The sequence below is a fragment of the Pseudomonas sp. NPDC089741 genome (assembly GCF_044748825.1).
Lineage (GTDB): Bacteria > Pseudomonadota > Gammaproteobacteria > Pseudomonadales > Pseudomonadaceae > Aquipseudomonas > Aquipseudomonas helmanticensis.
This window is the reverse complement of record NZ_JBIVGT010000007.1, coordinates 214,062-231,578: the sequence shown is the minus strand read 5'-3', so window position 1 is coordinate 231,578 and position 17,517 is coordinate 214,062. Positions and strand designations below refer to the sequence as shown.

The 17,517-nt window shown below is 59.4% G+C and carries 13 protein-coding genes; 6 read left to right on the top strand and 7 right to left on the bottom strand.

Translation table 11 applies throughout. The features are described 5' to 3' along the window. Positions 1-121 precede the first annotated feature (121 nt). Positions 122-1,009, bottom strand: a complete 888-nt coding sequence (locus tag ACIPZE_RS10720; RefSeq protein ID WP_400772789.1) for a LysR family transcriptional regulator — start codon at positions 1,007-1,009, stop codon at positions 122-124. A 100-nt stretch (positions 1,010-1,109) separates the two neighbouring features. Here ACIPZE_RS10720 and ACIPZE_RS10715 point away from each other — a divergent pair, with 100 nt between their 5' ends. The 4 genes from ACIPZE_RS10715 (at position 1,110) to guaA (ending at position 5,912) form a co-directional block, all read left to right on the top strand. After that, a complete protein-coding gene (locus ACIPZE_RS10715) occupies positions 1,110-1,877 on the top strand; it encodes a sulfite exporter TauE/SafE family protein (protein ID WP_400772787.1) in 768 nt (255 codons plus the stop codon). A gap of 136 nt (positions 1,878-2,013) precedes the next feature. After that, positions 2,014-2,562, top strand: a complete 549-nt coding sequence (locus ACIPZE_RS10710; RefSeq protein WP_400772785.1) for a sugar ABC transporter ATPase — start codon at positions 2,014-2,016, stop codon at positions 2,560-2,562. A gap of 203 nt (positions 2,563-2,765) precedes the next feature. Continuing rightward, entirely contained in the window at positions 2,766-4,235 is a 1,470-nt protein-coding gene (gene guaB, locus ACIPZE_RS10705; RefSeq protein WP_053123503.1) for an IMP dehydrogenase, read from the top strand. Between the two features lie 99 nt (positions 4,236-4,334). Then, entirely contained in the window at positions 4,335-5,912 is a 1,578-nt protein-coding gene (gene guaA, locus ACIPZE_RS10700; RefSeq protein ID WP_053123501.1) for a glutamine-hydrolyzing GMP synthase, read from the top strand. An 82-nt stretch (positions 5,913-5,994) separates the two neighbouring features. On the opposite strand, the gene ACIPZE_RS10695 is transcribed toward guaA, so the two are convergent. After that, positions 5,995-9,027, bottom strand: coding sequence for a dermonecrotic toxin domain-containing protein (locus ACIPZE_RS10695; RefSeq protein ID WP_400772783.1), 3,033 nt, complete (start codon positions 9,025-9,027; stop codon positions 5,995-5,997). Between the two features lie 218 nt (positions 9,028-9,245). Here ACIPZE_RS10695 and ACIPZE_RS10690 point away from each other — a divergent pair, with 218 nt between their 5' ends. After that, positions 9,246-10,622 carry a multicopper oxidase family protein gene (locus ACIPZE_RS10690; protein WP_283439356.1) on the top strand — a complete coding sequence of 459 codons (1,377 nt, stop codon included), beginning with the start codon at positions 9,246-9,248 and terminating at the stop codon, positions 10,620-10,622. Further along, a complete protein-coding gene (gene tadA / locus ACIPZE_RS10685) occupies positions 10,622-11,119 on the top strand; it encodes a tRNA adenosine(34) deaminase TadA (protein WP_400772781.1) in 498 nt (165 codons plus the stop codon). Before ACIPZE_RS10690 ends, tadA begins: the two co-directional genes overlap by 1 nt. Before the next feature lie 126 nt (positions 11,120-11,245). Here tadA and cmoB read toward each other — a convergent pair whose 3' ends face one another. The 5 genes from cmoB to lon all read right to left on the bottom strand — a co-directional run bounded on the left by cmoB (position 11,246) and on the right by lon (position 16,864). Beyond that, positions 11,246-12,202, bottom strand: coding sequence for a tRNA 5-methoxyuridine(34)/uridine 5-oxyacetic acid(34) synthase CmoB (gene cmoB, locus ACIPZE_RS10680; RefSeq protein WP_400772779.1), 957 nt, complete (start codon positions 12,200-12,202; stop codon positions 11,246-11,248). Next, positions 12,199-12,942, bottom strand: coding sequence for a carboxy-S-adenosyl-L-methionine synthase CmoA (gene cmoA, locus ACIPZE_RS10675; protein ID WP_283439354.1), 744 nt, complete (start codon positions 12,940-12,942; stop codon positions 12,199-12,201). The genes cmoB and cmoA overlap by 4 nt, the downstream gene beginning before the upstream one ends. A 209-nt stretch (positions 12,943-13,151) precedes the next feature. After that, entirely contained in the window at positions 13,152-13,787 is a 636-nt protein-coding gene (locus ACIPZE_RS10670) for a lysoplasmalogenase (RefSeq protein ID WP_400772803.1), read from the bottom strand. Between the two features lie 2 nt (positions 13,788-13,789). Further along, positions 13,790-14,182, bottom strand: coding sequence for a protease inhibitor I42 family protein (locus ACIPZE_RS10665; protein WP_283439353.1), 393 nt, complete (start codon positions 14,180-14,182; stop codon positions 13,790-13,792). Between the two features lie 264 nt (positions 14,183-14,446). Then, complete coding sequence (gene lon, locus ACIPZE_RS10660; RefSeq protein WP_283439352.1) at positions 14,447-16,864, bottom strand: endopeptidase La; 2,418 nt, start codon at positions 16,862-16,864, stop codon at positions 14,447-14,449. Positions 16,865-17,517 lie beyond the last annotated feature (653 nt).

The following is a 17,517-nucleotide window of genomic DNA, read 5'->3' as shown; positions in this document are numbered from 1 at the left end:
TTTAAAGGCATTCTCCTGATCATTGCACGATCCCCGTAGGAGCTGTCGAGTGAAACGAGGCTGCGATCTTTTGATCTGGTTTTTGAGATCAAAGTCAAAAGATCGCAGCCTTCGGCAGTTCCTACAGGGGATTGGTGAAGGTCTGGAGGAAGTGGTGGATAAGGGGGCTGGGGTTCTGGCGGTAGGCGAGGGCGACGGTGCTTTTGCAGTCAGGATCAGCCAGCGGCAGAAAGCGTACGCCGGGCGGCGCGATGTCCTGCATTGATTCCGGCAGCAGCGCGATACCGAAACCGGCCTGGATCAGCTGCAGTTGTGTGGTCTTGCGTGACATGACTCGCGCGGCTTGCGGAAAGAAGCCCTGGCGCATGCACAGGTCGGCACACAGATAACTCAAGCCGCCGCGTTGCGGGTGCGGGATCGAGATGAACGCTTCGTCCTTGAGTTGTATCAGTTCGACGGTCTCCAAGGTTGCCAATTGATGATCCGCCGGCACAGCCAGCAGCAGACGTTCACTGAACAGCGGCACGATCTGAATGCCTTCGCGCTGGCGCAAAACCGGCAGCCGCAGCATACCGACATCAAGGCGTCCCTCGGCCAACTCCTCCAGTTGCGCTTCGGAAGACAGCTTGCCGATGTCCAGCGAAACGCCGGGTTGCTGCTGAAGATAAGCGCCGATATCACTGAGTAAACGACCGCTGATCGAAACGGTGCTGGAATGGCTTAAACGCAACGTGCCGAGCTGCCCGTTGCCGACTTCGGTGGCCATGACGCTGGCCTTGTTCAGTTCGATGAGCAGATTGCGTGCGCGAGGCAAAAACGCTTCGCCCGCTGCGGTGAGGCGTGGCTGGCGTGCCGTGCGCTCGAACAACGGGGTTTGCAGGCGCGTCTCCATGTCCTTGATCTGCCGGCTCAGCGCCGATTGCGCCACGAACAAACGTTCAGCCGCCGCACTGAAGCTGCCGCATTCAGCGATTTCGACGAAGTAGCGCAATTGACGGGTTGATAGCATCAGGCATGCCTTTTCGAGATGGCTGGGTAGCTTTGAAGATATTAGTCGCAATGCTCGGCGCTGGCTAAAGTCATCTCAGGCTTATAAAGGATGCGCAGCGATGAGTGTGGTGGGGTTGTTGAGCGAATGGTCGTGGGGCATCGAGGGCTGGCTGGTGATCGGGCTGGGCATCGCGCTGGCTTATATCGTGTTTGGTATTGCCGGATTTGGTACGGCGCTGGTGGCAGGGCCGATTCTGATTCTGTTCATGCCTCTGTCGAAGATCGTGCCGTTGTTAGTGTTGCTGGATTTCGTTGCGGCGTTCGGCAACCTGCTGCCGTCGCGGCGGGATGTGGTCAAGCCTGAATTGTGGCGGCTGCTGCCGTGCATGGCGGTGGGTTGCACGCTCGGGGTGATTTTTCTGCTGAATCTGAAATCCGATCTGTTGCTGTTGTTGATGGGGCTGTTTATTAGCGCTTATGCGATTTACAGCTTGGGGGTGAAGAAGCGTCCTGAGCAATTGTCCGCCGTTTGGGCCCTGCCAATGGGCACGGTCGGTGGATTGTTCGGTGCACTGTTTGGCAGTGGCGGCTTTTTATATGCGATCTATCTCAACAGTCGGCTGCCGAAAGACGCGGCCCGCGCCACGCAAAGTGCGCTGATCAGTTGCAGTACGGTGGTGCGTTTGAGCCTATTCGCCATCGCTGGTGTGTATGCCGAGCTACCCTTGTTGATGTTGGCGTTGTGTCTGTTGCCGGCCATGGCGCTGGGGTTGTGGGTCGGGCGGCGGTTGACCATGAAGTTGTCGCGCGAGGCGTTTGTGCGATTGGTGACGTGGCTGGTGCTGGCGAGCGGGCTGGCGTTGATCGGGCGTTACCTCAGCACTTGACCGGATTTCGTCAGGGATTAAGCTGCCGGCCTTTAGGGCCTCTTCGCGAGCAGGCTCGCTCCCATAGGGAACTTCATTCCAATGTGGGAGCGGGCTTGCTCGCGAAGGCGTCAGAAGCCATACCGCAGGACTTTCCATGAATTCGCAAAGCATCATCGTCCCGAAAATCTCCACCCTGCCGGTGCACGAACCCCGGGCGCGGGCGATCGTGCGCTGGCTGGTGCGCAAGAACATCGTCAAGGAAGAGCTGAGCACCTGTGGCCGCACCGGCAATCGCATGGCTTACGCGATCGCCGATGGCGCGCGTGCCGTGGTGCTGCATCCACAAGCGTTGCCGTTCGGCGAGCCGATCAATGGGTTGGAGATTGTCACCAAGCGTTGCATCTACACCCCGGCCAAGGGTTTTCTCGAAGAGGCCGGCTGCGCCGAGTGTCGTCGCGAGATCGGCGAAGCACTCTTCGAAAGCCTGGAGGACTGGATGCCCGCGCGCACCGACAACTTCACCTGTCCGGAATGCGGTCACGAAGACGACATCAATGGCTTCCTGTACTTGCAGGAGTGCGGGTTCTCCAACCTCGGCTTCATCTTCAACAACTGGCTCGAGGCCGGTTTCAAACAAAGCTTCCTCGACGAATTCGCCGACTGGCTCGACCTGCCCGTCAGTTGGGTAAAAGTCGAACTCTGACCCCCAAACATTCCCTGAGCTGCCGCAGGCTGCGATCTTCTGACGTTGTTTGTTAAAAACCAGATCAAAAGATCGCAGCCTTCGGCAGCTCCTACAGGGCGCGGGTTTTTCCGTATATCAATTAGGCTGAGTTTTACATTGAACAGCAGGGGGTGTCTGACTATAATGGCGCGCTTCCATTTTCCCGCTCGGGAGCCCCCGCGATGCTGCGTATCAGCCAAGAAGCTCTGACATTCGACGACATTCTCCTAGTGCCTGGTTATTCCGAGGTGCTTCCTAACGAAGTCAGTCTCAAGACCCGCCTAACCCGTGGCATCGAGCTGAATATTCCTCTGGTTTCTGCCGCCATGGACACCGTCACTGAAGCCCGTCTGGCAATTGCCATGGCTCAGGAAGGTGGCATCGGCATTATCCACAAGAACATGACCATCGAGCAGCAAGCTGCCGAAGTTCGCAAGGTCAAGCGTTATGAAGCCGGTGTAGTCAAGGACCCGATCACCATCGAGGCAGATGCCACGGTGCGTGAACTGTTCGAACTGACCCGTCTGCACAACATTTCCGGCGTTCCGGTACTGCACGATGGCGACCTGGTCGGCATCGTCACTTCCCGTGACGTGCGTTTCGAAAACCGTCTGGAAGCCACTGTCCGTGAAGTGATGACGCCTAAAGAGCGTCTGGTCACGGTCAAGGAAGGCGCCGACAAGAACGACGTTCGCGAGTTGCTGCACAAAAACCGCATCGAACGCGTACTGATCGTCGACGACAAATTCGCCCTCAAAGGCATGATGACCGTCAACGACATCGAAAAAGCCAAAGCCTACCCGCTGGCCAGCAAGGACGATCAAGGTCGTCTGCGCGTTGGCGCTGCTGTCGGTACCGGTAAAGACACCGGTGACCGCGTCGCCGCTCTGGTCAATGCCGGTGTGGACGTGGTGGTAGTCGACACCGCTCACGGTCACTCCAAAGGTGTGATCGACCGTGTTCGCTGGGTCAAACAGAATTTCCCTGAAGTGCAGGTGATCGGCGGCAACATCGCCACCGGCGCCGCTGCCAAGGCTCTCGCCGAAGCAGGCGCCGACGCCGTCAAGGTCGGTATCGGCCCTGGCTCGATCTGCACCACCCGTATCGTCGCCGGTGTCGGCGTCCCGCAAATCAGTGCCATCGCCAACGTCGCCGCTGCCCTTGAAGGCACTGGCGTTCCGTTGATCGCCGACGGCGGCATCCGTTTCTCCGGTGACCTGTCCAAGGCCATCGTAGCCGGTGCTTCCTGCGTGATGATGGGCTCGATGTTCGCCGGTACTGAAGAAGCGCCGGGCGAAATCGAACTGTTCCAGGGCCGTTCGTACAAGGCTTATCGCGGCATGGGTTCGCTGGGCGCCATGTCCCAGGCCCAGGGTTCTTCCGACCGCTACTTCCAGGACTCCTCGGCAGGCGCCGAGAAACTCGTTCCGGAAGGCATCGAAGGCCGTGTGCCGTACAAAGGCACCCTGAGCGCGATCATTCACCAACTGATGGGCGGTCTGCGTTCCTCGATGGGTTACACCGGCAGCGCCGACATCGAAGAAATGCGCACCAAGCCTGAGTTCGTGCGGATCACCGGCGCTGGCATGGCCGAATCCCACGTTCACGACGTGCAGATCACCAAAGAAGCGCCAAACTACCGCGTAGGTTGAGCCTTCAAGCAATAAAGTAAGCAACCGGGGCTGTTTGATTCAGCCCCGAGTTGTTTCTGAATCACGACTGTTTCTGAATGACTTAGACGAGACTGAATCATGGCCCTCGATATTCACGCTCACCGCATCCTGATCCTCGACTTCGGTTCGCAATACACCCAACTGATCGCCCGCCGCGTGCGCGAGATCGGTGTGTACTGCGAATTGCACCCGTTCGACATGGACGAAGATGCGATCCGCGAATTCGCTCCTAAAGGCGTCATCCTCGCCGGCGGCCCCGAGTCCGTACACGTCGCCGACAGCCCGCGCTGCCCACAGGCAGTGTTCGATCTGGGCGTACCGGTTTTCGGTATCTGCTACGGCATGCAGACCATGGCCGAGCAACTGGGTGGCAAGGTTGAAGGTTCCGAACTGCGTGAGTTCGGTTACGCCCGCGTAGACGTGGTCGGCAAGAGCCGCCTGCTCGACGGCATCGAAGACCACATCGACGCTGACGGCCTGTTCGGCCTCGACGTATGGATGAGCCACGGTGACAAGGTCACCAAGATGCCGGAAGACTTCCACGTCCTCGCCAGCACCCCAAGCTGCCCGATCGCCGGTATGTTCAACGACGCTCGCGGCTACTACGGCGTGCAGTTCCACCCGGAAGTGACCCACACCAAACAGGGCGGTCGCATCCTGTCGCGCTTCGTTCTCGACATCTGCGGCTGTGAAGCCCTGTGGACGCCGTCGAAGATCGCTGAAGACGCCATCGCCAACATCCGCGCCCAGGTCGGCACCGACAACGTGCTGCTGGGTCTGTCCGGCGGCGTTGACTCCTCGGTAGTCGCTGCGCTGCTGCACAAAGCCATCGGCGACCAACTGACCTGCGTCTTCGTCGACAACGGCCTGCTGCGTCTGCACGAAGGCGAGCAAGTGATGGCCATGTTCGCCGAGAACATGGGCGTCAAGGTGATCCGCGCCAACGCTGAAGAGCAATTCCTCAACAACCTGGCCGGCGAAGCCGATCCGGAGAAGAAGCGCAAAATCATCGGTCGTACCTTCATCGACGTATTCGATGCCCAGTCGAACAAACTGGACAACATCAAGTACCTCGCTCAGGGCACCATCTACCCGGACGTGATCGAATCGGCTGGCGCGAAAAGCGGCAAGGCCCACGTGATCAAGTCGCACCACAACGTGGGCGGCCTGCCGGAAGAGATGAACCTGAAACTGGTCGAGCCCCTGCGCGAACTGTTCAAGGACGAAGTCCGTCGTCTGGGTCTGGAACTCGGCCTGCCGTACGACATGGTCTACCGTCACCCGTTCCCGGGCCCGGGCCTGGGCGTGCGCATCCTCGGTGAAGTGAAAAAGGAATACGCCGACCTGCTGCGTCGCGCCGACCACATCTTCATCGAAGAGCTGCGCAAGGCCGACTGGTACCACAAAGTCAGCCAGGCTTTCGTGGTGTTCCAGCCAGTGAAATCGGTTGGCGTGGTTGGCGATGGCCGTCGTTACGCCTGGGTTGTAGCCCTGCGTGCCGTAGAAACCATCGACTTCATGACCGCACGTTGGGCGCACCTGCCTTACGAACTGCTGGAAACCGTCTCCGGCCGCATCATCAATGAGATCGAAGGTATTTCGCGCGTCACTTACGACGTGTCGAGCAAGCCGCCAGCGACCATTGAGTGGGAATGATCCCGCACAAGCCTTGATGGCTTGAGCGCTGTCACCGAAAGCCGTGTGAAATTCGATTTCACACGGCTTTTTTGTGTCTGCGTTACAGCGGCTTCGACCAGCCTGCGAGGCTCATGCCCATTTCATCCAGTCCCTGTAGCAACGTCTTGATGCTGTCATAGCGTTTGCCGCTGACCGAAGGCCAGCGCGGGCGTTCAATGTAGAAGCGTCTCCCGTCATTTTCAATAATGGTGCGCACCAGTTCTTTGCTGCGACTGCGATGCACGATAAATGTCATGTTGGGTTGTTGTTTCAAGGAGTACATGCCGTAACGCGGCAGCAGCGTTTCGAATTCCGCCATGGTTTGTGCGATCCACGGTGTTTCCATTTGTAGCCGCAGGTCGCCTCGCACCAGTGCGGAGCGGTCAAACACGGTACCGCCCAGAGGGAGGATTTTCCCCGGGTCGACTTCGATGCCACGTGATACTCCTTCGGCGACATCCTCGACACGAATGCCGATGGCTTCCTCCAGCTCACTGACGCCGGCAACGCCGTCGAAGGTGTTCGAGTGTGAGTTGCCCATCAGTGCCACCCACTTGTGCGCCCCCCGCACAGTCTGATCGGCGCGAATGACCGACCTTGCGAAGTAGTTCATCATTTTCTGCCGTGCTGTCTCGTCGATCGCAAGGGCCTGGGCGGTGGTGATCTCCATGCCGTAAAGCCGGTAGCTCGCCATGCAATCAATGGCCTGAATATGGATGCCTTGATTTCGGGCTTCCCTGACCAGTTCAAGAAACGTGTAGCGCTGCAGCGGATCGGTCATGTTGCCGACATCAAGTGCGTTGAGGTAGGACTCGAGCTCGCTGGGCATGACCCCGGTGCTGAAGAATTCGTCGAGGGCCGCCTGGTGAAAGTCGGTCAGCAGATGCTCCATGTACAGGGTCTTCACTTGTTTGCTGGCGAGTAACTCCATGTTTTCGATCAGCCACTGTTTACTGCCAATGGCGGTATGACTTTCACCGATGACCAACCCTCGGGCATGTTGCAAAATCCTGTCAATGATCTCCTCGGCAGAGGCATCCGCCGCCAGGACCGGCATGGGAGGACGAGCGGGTAGTTGCAGCGTGGCAAAGAACCGCAGCGCGTCGTGGTAGAGACGTTTTCTGATGACCTTGAAATCACGGTAGGCATCGAACGCGTTGAGGCTGTCGTAGACATCGCGCAGTGCCTCATCGTCGAGCCCCGCAGCACCTTGCTGCAGATGCGATTTCAGGGCAGCGGGCATGTCGTATTCCGATGCCGGCAGTGCACTGGTCGGCGCTGGGACGGGCTGACGTTGCGTGCTGGATCCAACCTGCGCAGGTGTCTTTCCGCCACCTTTGAGACCGCCACGCGGCATGGTTTCCCACTCACCCTGGGCGTTCAGGCGTACGGCAACCGAACGGGTGAAACTGTCAGGGCTTTCCGGGTCGATTATGGCCCAGTGCCCACCACCGTTGAGGTCGGACTCGTAACGTACGTAGTAGGCGCAGTCATCGATCATGATGGCGGTCGAGGGCGTGGAGTCGAGCAGGTAAATCCCCTGAAGCTTGCCGGGCTCGCTGCCCGGCGTCAGTCCTTCCAACAGCTCGTTGGCTTGCCAGTGTTGCGGTACCGGCGGTCGCGGGATGTCTTCCAGCGATGACGCGGAACTCAGCGGCCGGGTGTTGATCTGTGGCCAATCCATCGCCTCGGGGAGCAATTGCGCAGGAGTAGGCGGGGGTTGTTCGATGTCAGGAGATTCGCCAGTCAGATCGGCCATTTCCCGAGCTTCGGCGGCATCGACCTCAGGGCCGATCTCCGTCAATGCCCCTGGCCCTTTGAGCACCAGGAGATTGAACAGCATGTCGATGCCGTTGAGCACTGCACCGAGGATCCCGGCCTTGCGTTGCGCGGTGGTTTTTCCGTTGACCGCCTGATCGATGTTCAAACCCATGCCGGCAATGCTGGCGCCGATCACTGGAAGCGCTATCGGCCATCCGACCACTGCCATCGGGCCAAATACTTTGACACCTGCGCTGAGATAACCGATCCACAGTTGCTTGCGCAGATCGCCGTTTGAGGTCAACGAAAGGCTGGCCTCCGCGAACATGGCATCGCGGGTCGAATCGCTCAACCAGGTGAAGACGTCACCTTCGATCGCGCGGCTTTGCCCGTTGATCATTGAGTGGTCGTAGACGCCCCAGGTTTTCACCAGGCGGTTCATCAGATCGCTGAGGTTATCGCTGACCTGCTGACGGTCAGCGAGGGAGAAATGTGACATCAATCTCTGCCGGGTAGCGTTGTTGTTCATCCGCAGCAGCACCCAGTAGTGCATGTCGGTAGCACTTTCCAATACCTGGAAGGGCTCCGTGTCGCCTGGCAGATAAACGATCTGTCGTCCCTTCGCAGCGATAAACCGAAGCGCATTGATGGCGAAGTAGCCGTCAATGTCTAGCGTGAAGACGTTACCGCTACAAGGGTGAGCGGCCTGTAGCATTTGCAGGCTGACAGGCCAAGTGAGTGTGCCAATGACCGCTTGCGTGACGAACTGGAAGTCTTCGTCGCTCAATCGCCGTTGGTCGCGTGCCTGCACGGCTTTGACGAGGAAGTTGCATTTGGCCAATGTGCGGAAATGGCTGTTCGAGGTACTCCAGAATGCCGTCAGTTTTTCGCTGTATAACGAGCTGAAGTCGGCGCTCCAGAATTCCTTCAGCACCGCGCTTCCGTGCAGGCGCACTTCATTGGATTCATTGAAGGTGCCGGCGCCCGGGCCTGCGGTATAAAAACCACCGTACACGTCAAGTAGATCGGCATTGTCCTGATCGGCGACGCGAAATCGGTGGATCACCAGTTCGGTCAGGGTCATGGTCGAGGTGGGCGTCGCGTGCACATGCTCCCAGCCAGTAAAGGCTTTGGCGCTGCTTTGCGAAGCATCGAAGCGATGAAAGTAGACCTGATCCGGATCCAGTCCGTTGATCTCATGTTTTTTTAGTAAGTCGCTGGCGACCTGATGCGCCTCATCCAGCAGGCTGGGGCAGTTCTGGATGACGGTAGCGGCAATGGCCTCAAGCGCAGCCTTGTCGGCAGCATTGGGCAGGGGGGCTGGTGCGTTCATGCTCTCTATCCTTGAGAAACGGGTGTCGCAGGATGACCTGTTCACTCAAGGACTGTGCACTACATAGTTGTGCTCTGCGTACGATCAAAATGCTGTATGGCGCGGGCGCGACTGCGTCCATCCGCCGCGCCGCCCTTACTGTTTCGCAATTGCAGGTGTATCGTATTTGCCTTTTGCGGGCCTGGCGCCCGTGGCTGATACGTGAGGTGGTTGAGTTCATGTCTTTTACCCGTCGACAAATACTCGGTGGTCTGGCCGGTCTTGTAGTGGTTGGCGTGGGGGCCGGTGGCGCGTCGCGTTACTGGCTGGGCAAGATGGCCGATGCTGAAGCGGGCCACGATTACGAGCTGATTGCCGCGCCGCTGGACGTGGAGCTGGTGCCCGGACATAAAACCGAAGCCTGGGCATTCGGCCCGTCGGCGCCGGGTACCGAGTTGCGTGTGCGTCAGGGTGAATGGCTGCGCGTGCGCTTCATCAACCATTTGCCGGTGGCGACCACCATTCACTGGCATGGCATTCGTCTGCCACTGGAGATGGACGGCGTGCCGTACGTCTCGCAATTGCCGGTATTGCCCGGCGAATACTTTGATTACAAATTCCGCGTGCCGGATGCCGGCAGCTATTGGTATCACCCGCATGTCAGCAGCAGCGAAGAGCTGGGGCGCGGGCTGGTCGGGCCGCTGATCATCGAAGAACGCGAGCCGACCGGTTTCGTGTATGAAAAGACCTTGAGCCTGAAGAACTGGCACATCGATGACGTAGGCAATTTCGTCGAGTTCAGCATTCCTCGTGAAGCGGCGCGTGGTGGTACGGCGGGGCGTTTGTCGACGATCAATGGCGTGCCGCTGCCGGTGATCGAATTGCCGGCCGGGCAGATCACGCGGGTGCGTTTGCTCAACCTCGACAACACCCTGACGTATCGCATCAATATTCCCGGGGTCGAAGCACAGATTTATGCGCTGGACGGCAACCCGGTCGAGCCGCGACCGCTGGGCAAGGAATATTGGCTGGGCCCGGGAATGCGCATTTGCCTGGCGATCAAAGCGCCGGCCGCTGGCGAAGAATTGTCGCTGCGCAACGGCCCGGTGCGTCTGGGTACGCTGCGTTCTGTGGCCAATACCGACGCGCCGACTGACTGGCCGAAAGCCCTGCCGGCCAACCCGGTGGCCGAGCCGGATCTGGCCAATGCCGAGAAACTCAACTTCAATTTCGAATGGGTCGGTTCGGTGTCGGTCAACGTTGATAACGGCAAGCCGCCGAGCCTGTGGCAGATCAACGGCAAGGCTTGGGACATCACCGACAAGACGTGTGCGGATCGGCCGATTGCCAGCCTGAAGCTGGGCCAAAGCTATATTTTCGAACTGAAAAACATGACTCAATACCAGCACCCGATCCACTTGCACGGGATGAGCTTCAAGGTGATTGCGTCAAACCGGCACAAGATCATTCCGTACTTCACCGACACTTACCTGCTAGGCAAGAACGAGCGCGCGCAAGTGGCGCTGGTGGCGGATAACCCGGGGGTGTGGATGTTCCACTGCCACGTGATCGACCACATGGAAACCGGCCTGATGGCCGCCATCGAGGTGAAGTGATGCGCCAGATTCGCCCTGCGGCGATCATCGACCGCAGCCGTGACCGCGATTTCATGCGCGAGGCCCTCGCCCTCGCCGCGCAAGGCGCAGCCCTCGGCGAAGTGCCGGTAGGCGCGGTGCTGGTGCAGGATGGCGAGATCATTGGTCGCGGTTTCAATTGCCCGATCAGTGCCAGCGACCCGAGTGCCCATGCCGAAATGGTCGCGATCCGTGCGGCCGCGCAGGCGCTGGATAACTATCGGCTGCCGGGCAGCACGCTGTATGTGACGCTGGAGCCGTGCAGCATGTGCGCCGGTTTGATCGTGCATTCGCGGGTGGCGCGCGTGGTGTATGGGGCGCTGGAGCCGAAGGCAGGGATTGTGCAGAGCCAGGGGCAGTTTTTTACCCAGGGCTTTTTGAATCACCGGGTGTTGTATGAAGGCGGGGTGTTGGCCGAGGAATGTGGCGCGGTGCTGACCGAATTCTTCCGCGCCCGCAGAGCAAAATCATCTGAATAAACACAAAACAAAACTGTAGGAGTGAGCCTGCTCGCGATAGCGTTCTGATATTCAACATTACTGTGACTGTCAGACCGCTATCGCGAGCAGGCTCACTCCTACAGGTGTGTGCGGCGTTTGTGAGGGTTACTTACGGGCGACGATCACCGCACGCATCGGTGCCGGCAAACCTTCGATGGTTTTGCTGTGGTCTTCCGGATCAAGGAAGTCACTCAACGACTGGTACTTCATCCACTCGGTACCGCGCTGCTCTTCAACAGTCGTGGTGCTGACGTCCACACAACGAATATCGGTGAAACCAGCGCGACGCAGCCACAATTCCAGCGCCGGCACCGACGGCAGGAACCAGACGTTACGCATCTGCGCATAACGGTCTTCCGGCACCAGCACCTGATGCTTGTCGCCTTCCACCACCAACGTTTCCAGCACCAGTTCGCCGCCCTTGACCAGGCAATCCTTCAGCGCCAGCAAATGCTCGATCGGTGAGCGGCGGTGGTAGAACACGCCCATGGAAAACACCGTGTCGAAGCCTTCGAGATTCGGCGGCAGGTCTTCGAACGGGAACGGCAAGTGCCAGGCATTCGGCTCGGACAGATAACGTTGCACCGCCTGGAACTGGCAGAAGAACAGCCAGTTTGGATCAACGCCAATCACGCTGTTCGCCCCGGCACCGAGCATGCGCCACATGTAATAGCCATTGCCGCAACCGACATCAAGGATGCGTTTGCCTTTCAGATCCAGATGCGGAGCAACACGCGACCACTTCCAGTCCGAACGCCATTCAGTGTCGACGTGCACGCCAAACAGATCGAACGGCCCTTTGCGCCACGGCGACAGGCCCATCAACGCAGTACGCATTTGTGCGCGGGTTTCGTCGTCGCAATCGGTGTCGAGCTTCAGGCCGTTGAGCAGATCGACTTCGCTCGGCTGGATCTTCGGCAAAGCATCCAGCGCACTTTGCCAGCGCTCCAGGTCGCCGTGGCCCTTCTCCATTTTCTTGTCGAGTTGTGCTTGCAGGGTGTTGGCCCATTCGGCCAGCGGCGTGCCGGCCAGACGGCGGGCGAGGGGGGACAGATCAATCATGGCAAGGCAATCAACGAGGCAAAGTTAAGACACTGGAACCACGGCACGACTTTCGAGAACCCGGCGGCCAGCAGGCGTTCGCGGTGTTCTTCGAGGCTGTCGGGCTTCATGACGTTTTCGATGGCGCTGCGCTTCTGGGCAATTTCCAGTTCGCTGTAGCCGTTGGCGCGTTTGAAGGCGACGTGCAGATCAGTAAGCAGCGCGTGCTCTTCGGTATCGTTGAAACGCAGCTTCTCCGAGAGAATCAGCGCGCCGCCGGGCAGCAGCGATTGGCGGATGCGCGAGAGCAACGCGGTGCGCTGATCCGGGGCGATGAATTGCAGGGTGAAGTTCAGCGCGACCACCGAGGCGGGATGAAACTCAAGGGCCAGGATGTCGCCTTCGATGACTTCGACCGGCAGCAGCTCCTGAAACATCGAATCCTGACCGTTGAGGTATTCGCGGCAGCGTTCGACCATGGCGGCCGAGTTATCCACAGCGATAACGCGGCAACCGTCGGTGCGCACGTGGCGACGCAGCGCTTGAGTGACCGCGCCCAGCGATGAGCCGAGATCGTAAAGCACGCTGTTTGGCTGAGCGAACTGCGCTGCGAGTACACCAAGGTTTTCGACGATGGTCGGGTAACCCGGCACCGAGCGCTTGATCATGTCCGGGAACACCCGCACGACGTCTTCGTTGAAGGCGAAGTCGGGTACCTGGGCCAAAGGCTTGGCGAAAATGCGATCGGGTTCTTTGCTCACGGCGGTTCCGGCGGTGTAAATGGAAAGGCCGGCATTTTAGCCAAAAGGGCGCTGGGATGCTTGGGTTGTCCGACGTGGCGAGGGGATTTATCCCCGATGGGCTGCGAAGCAGCCCCAAAACCAGTCATCAAGGAGTGTCAGGCAATCCGCGTGCGCAGGTTTTACGACTGCTGCGCAGCCGGACGGGGATAAATCCCCTCGCCACAGGGTTAGCGGTGTTTTTGGGAGAACGCGGAAGCGGCGATGCCCCACTGGCCGAGCCAGTAGCTGAGGATGATGACGTACGGGGCGGCATGGAATGGCGATACGAAGCGATCAATGCCGATCACGCTATCCGAAAACACAAACGCTAACGCACCACCCGCCGCCAGCAACGCCGAACGCTTGGGCACGTCGGTGCCGAGGCGGGCGAGGGCGCGCCAGAGCATCGCGCTGATTGCCGCGCCATAGATGATGACCGGAACCAGTAAAGGCCCGAGACCGCTGGAAATCAGAAGGCCCAGCAGCACCGCGCCAACTCCGAGGGAAAGCAGCAACGGCAGAATCGCCAGACGCTTGCAGTCACTCAGATAAGCCTTCAGATAAGCCAGATGCGCAACCAGAAACGCGCCGAGGCCAAACACAAACAAATCCACTGGCCACGCCAGTAGTACATCACCGAGCAGCGAGAAAATCAGACCGAGACTGATCCAGCGGCGATACTCGCTGGGCGGCGCATCGTGCAGCCAGCCAAGCAATGCCAGCACCGGCAACGGCTTAACCAACAAGCACAGCAGCGCCGCATGCGTGCTGACACCGTAGAGAAACGTCACCGCGCCCATCAGCGCCAGAATCAGCCAGCCCACGATCAGTTCACCGAGATCGCGCAGTCGAAAGTTTCCACTGGCAGCACTTCTGGCGCCCATGGTTGTTGCGAGGTCAGGCGCAAACGTCCGGTGCCGGCAGCAAACGCCTGGAAACGCCAGGTTGAAAGCCCCGCTGCGCCGACCACGCCGGCATCTTCCGGATTGCTGTAAACCTCTGGGCTAAGCGCGCGCAGCACGCCGCCGGCGGAATCCTGAATGGCCCAGCGGTAGCCGGTGGTTGGATTGCTTGGCAGCATGATGATGAGGTTTTGCCCGTTGGTCAGGCGTACCGGGCATTCGCTTTGTTTTTCCACGGTCACGTTGTGTTTCGGTTGCGTGGCGCACGCGGCCAGCAGCGAGAGGGCGAGGGGGAGAAACAGGCGAGTGGGGGACATAGGGTCAGCGGCTCCGACGTTGGCGACGAACGGCGAGCATAACTGAAGATGAGACAAAGTGTGACAACGCCAAGCCCTCACCCTAGCCCTCTCCCAGAGGGAGAGGGGACCGATTGCGGGATATTTTAGAAAGACACCGACCTGAAATAAATCGCTGAATCCATAATCGACTCGGTCTTTCAGGTCGATGTATAGCGCAAGACAACTCGGTCGGCTCCCTCTCCCTCGGGGAGAGGGCTGGGGTGAGGGGCTACGGGCTACCGGTCAGAAAAGTACCTTCGCCACATCCGCAAACTTCTTCGCGAAGTGCACCGTAATCCCCTCCTTCAAATAATCCGGCAGCTCCTCAAAATTCCCCCGATTCGGCTCCGGCAAAATCAACTCGAAAATCTTCTGCCTTCTTGCCGCAATCACCTTCTCGCGTACCCCGCCAATCGGCAGCACATGCCCGGTCAACGTCAGTTCACCGGTCATCGCCACGCCTTTCTTCGGCGGCTGATTACGCGCGAGCGAAAGCAGGGCGCTGGCCATGGTCACGCCGGCGCTCGGGCCGTCTTTCGGTGTCGCGCCTTCCGGTACGTGCAGGTGGACGAAGGCTTCGTCGAAGAACTTCGCGTCACCGCCGAATTGTTTCAGGTGCGAGCTGACGTAGCTGTAGGCGATCTCCGCCGATTCCTTCATCACATCACCCAGTTGCCCGGTGAGTTTGAAACCACGGTTGAGCGTGTGAATCCGCGTCGCTTCGATCGGCAACGTCGCGCCGCCCATGCTGGTCCAGGCCAGACCAGTAATCACGCCGGTGCCGGACAGCACTTGTTCGTTGCGGAACACCGGATGACCCAGTGACGCTTCGAGGTCTTTCGGTCCGAGCTTGATCACCGCTTTCGGGTCGTCGATCAGCTTCATCACCGCTTTGCGCACCAATTTGCCCATTTGCTTTTCAAGCTGACGCACGCCGGCTTCACGGGCGTAACCGTCGATCAAGGCTTTGAGCGCGCTGTCACTGATGGCCAGGCTGCCCTTGGACACGCCGGCCTTTTCCAGCAATTTCGGCCACAGGTGACGCTTGGCGATGGCGACTTTTTCTTCGGTGATGTAGCCCGACAGGCGAATCACTTCCATGCGGTCGAGCAATGGGCCGGGGATCGAATCGAGGGTGTTGGCGGTGCAGACGAAGAGGACTTTCGACAAGTCCATGCGCAGGTCGAGGTAATGGTCGAGGAATTCGACGTTCTGTTCCGGGTCGAGGGTTTCCAGCAACGCCGAGGCCGGGTCGCCCTGGTAGCTCTGGCCCATCTTGTCGATCTCGTCGAGCATGATCACCGGGTTCATCACTTCGACGTCTTTCAACGCCTGCACCAGTTTGCCCGGCTGTGCGCCGATGTAGGTGCGGCGGTGGCCCTTGATCTCGGCTTCGTCGCGCATGCCGCCGAGGCTGAAGCGATAGAACGGCCGGCCGAGGGATTCGGCGATGGATTTGCCGACGCTGGTTTTACCCACGCCCGGCGGCCCGACCAGCAACACGATGGAGCCGCTGATCTCACCTTTATAAGCACCGACGGCGAGGAATTCGAGGATGCGATCCTTGATGTCGTCGAGGCCAGCGTGGTGTTTGTCGAGGATTTTGCGCGCGTGCTTGAGATCGAGTTTGTCCTCGCCGTAGACGCCCCACGGCACCGAGGTGGCCCAGTCGAGGTAGTTGCGGGTGACCGCGTACTCTGGCGAGCCAGTCTCGAGGATCGACAGTTTGTTCATTTCTTCATCGAGGCGTTTCTGCACCTGCGCCGGCAGGACTTTGCCTTCAAGGCGTTGTTCGAACTGTTCGAGGTCGGCGCTGCGGTCGTCTTTGGTCAGCCCCAGTTCCTGCTGGATGACCTTGAGTTGTTCCTTGAGGAAGAACTCGCGCTGATGCTCGCCGATCTTGCGGTTAACTTCCGCCGAGATCTCTTTTTGCAGGCGCGCGACTTCGACTTCCTTGCGCAGCATCGGCAGGACTTTCTCCATGCGCTTGAGCATCGGCACGCAGTCGAGCACTTCTTGCAGCTCGGGGCCGGTGGCGGAGGTCAGGGCGGCGGCGAAGTCGGTCAGCGGCGACGGATCGTTGGGGCTGAAGCGATTGAGGTAGTTTTTCAGCTCTTCGCTGTACAGCGGGTTGAGCGGCAGCAGTTCCTTGATCGCGTTGATCAGCGCCATACCGTAGGCCTTGACCTCGTCGGTCGGCTCGGTCGGCTGGTGCGGGTATTCGACTTCCACCAGATACGGTGGGCGGTGGTGTTTGAGCCAGGTTTTGATGCGCACGCGGCTCAGGCCCTGGGCGACGAACTGCAGTTTGCCGTTCTCGCGGCTGGCGTGATGGACTTTGACCAGCGTGCCGTACTCGGGGAGGGCGCCGGTGTTGAAGTGACGCGGGTCTTCCTGGGGCGTGTCCATGAAGAACAGGGCCAGGGAGTGGTGTTCGGATTTGCTGACGAGGTCGAGGGTTTCGGCCCAGGGTTCTTCGTTGACGATGACCGGCAGGACTTGCGCCGGGAAGAACGGGCGGTTGTGGATCGGGATGATGTAGACCTTGTCCGGCAGGTTTTGGCCTGGCAGTGCGAGGCCTTTGCCGGAGGAGGTGTGTTCGATGTGGTCGGTTTGGGTGTAGTCGTCGGGGTGATCGGGGAATTCTTGCTGGTCGCTCATGGGGCACCTGCGCAATGGGGTATGGGTCTTAGATGGGGCAGGCTTTCGGTGGTTTCAATGGGAGGGGATGTTTCTGCTTGTGTGTTCAGGGTTTTGACAGGCGTCACGCTTTGGGCTTGGCGGCCTTTGGGCCGACCATGTTCTTGGGGTTGGTGTGTATATCCGTTTTTTTGGTGATGGCGGATTAAGGTTTCGCCCTTACGGCGAGTCACCTTTTCCAGACGCCGAAAAGGTAACCGAAAAGGCTTGCTCCTGCGTGCGGCCCGCTCGCTGGGGCTCGGGGTTCCTTCGCTGCGGGATCGATCCGGGGGGCAGCGCCTACGGTTTGCTGCGCTGCACCTCCTCTCGCTGTGTTTGGCTGCGCCAAACGGTCGCTGCGCTCCCACCCCCGGATCAATCCCTCCACTCAGCCTTCCGACGTCGCTCGTGGATCAAGATCAAGAGCAGGCGAGCTGACACTCGGCCTATTGAGTGGTGAAGAGCACGGCTTGGCCGGCTTTTGATTTGCGTTGGATTCGCCCCTCATCGGAACGCCGCCCGCCCAGCCCTCTCCCGAGGGAGAGGGGGTCGATTTTTGGGCTTTTCAGAATGTGAGTTCGGCTCGGTATTGCACGTCGGCGTATCTCGCCCAAACACCTCGGTCAGTTCCCTCT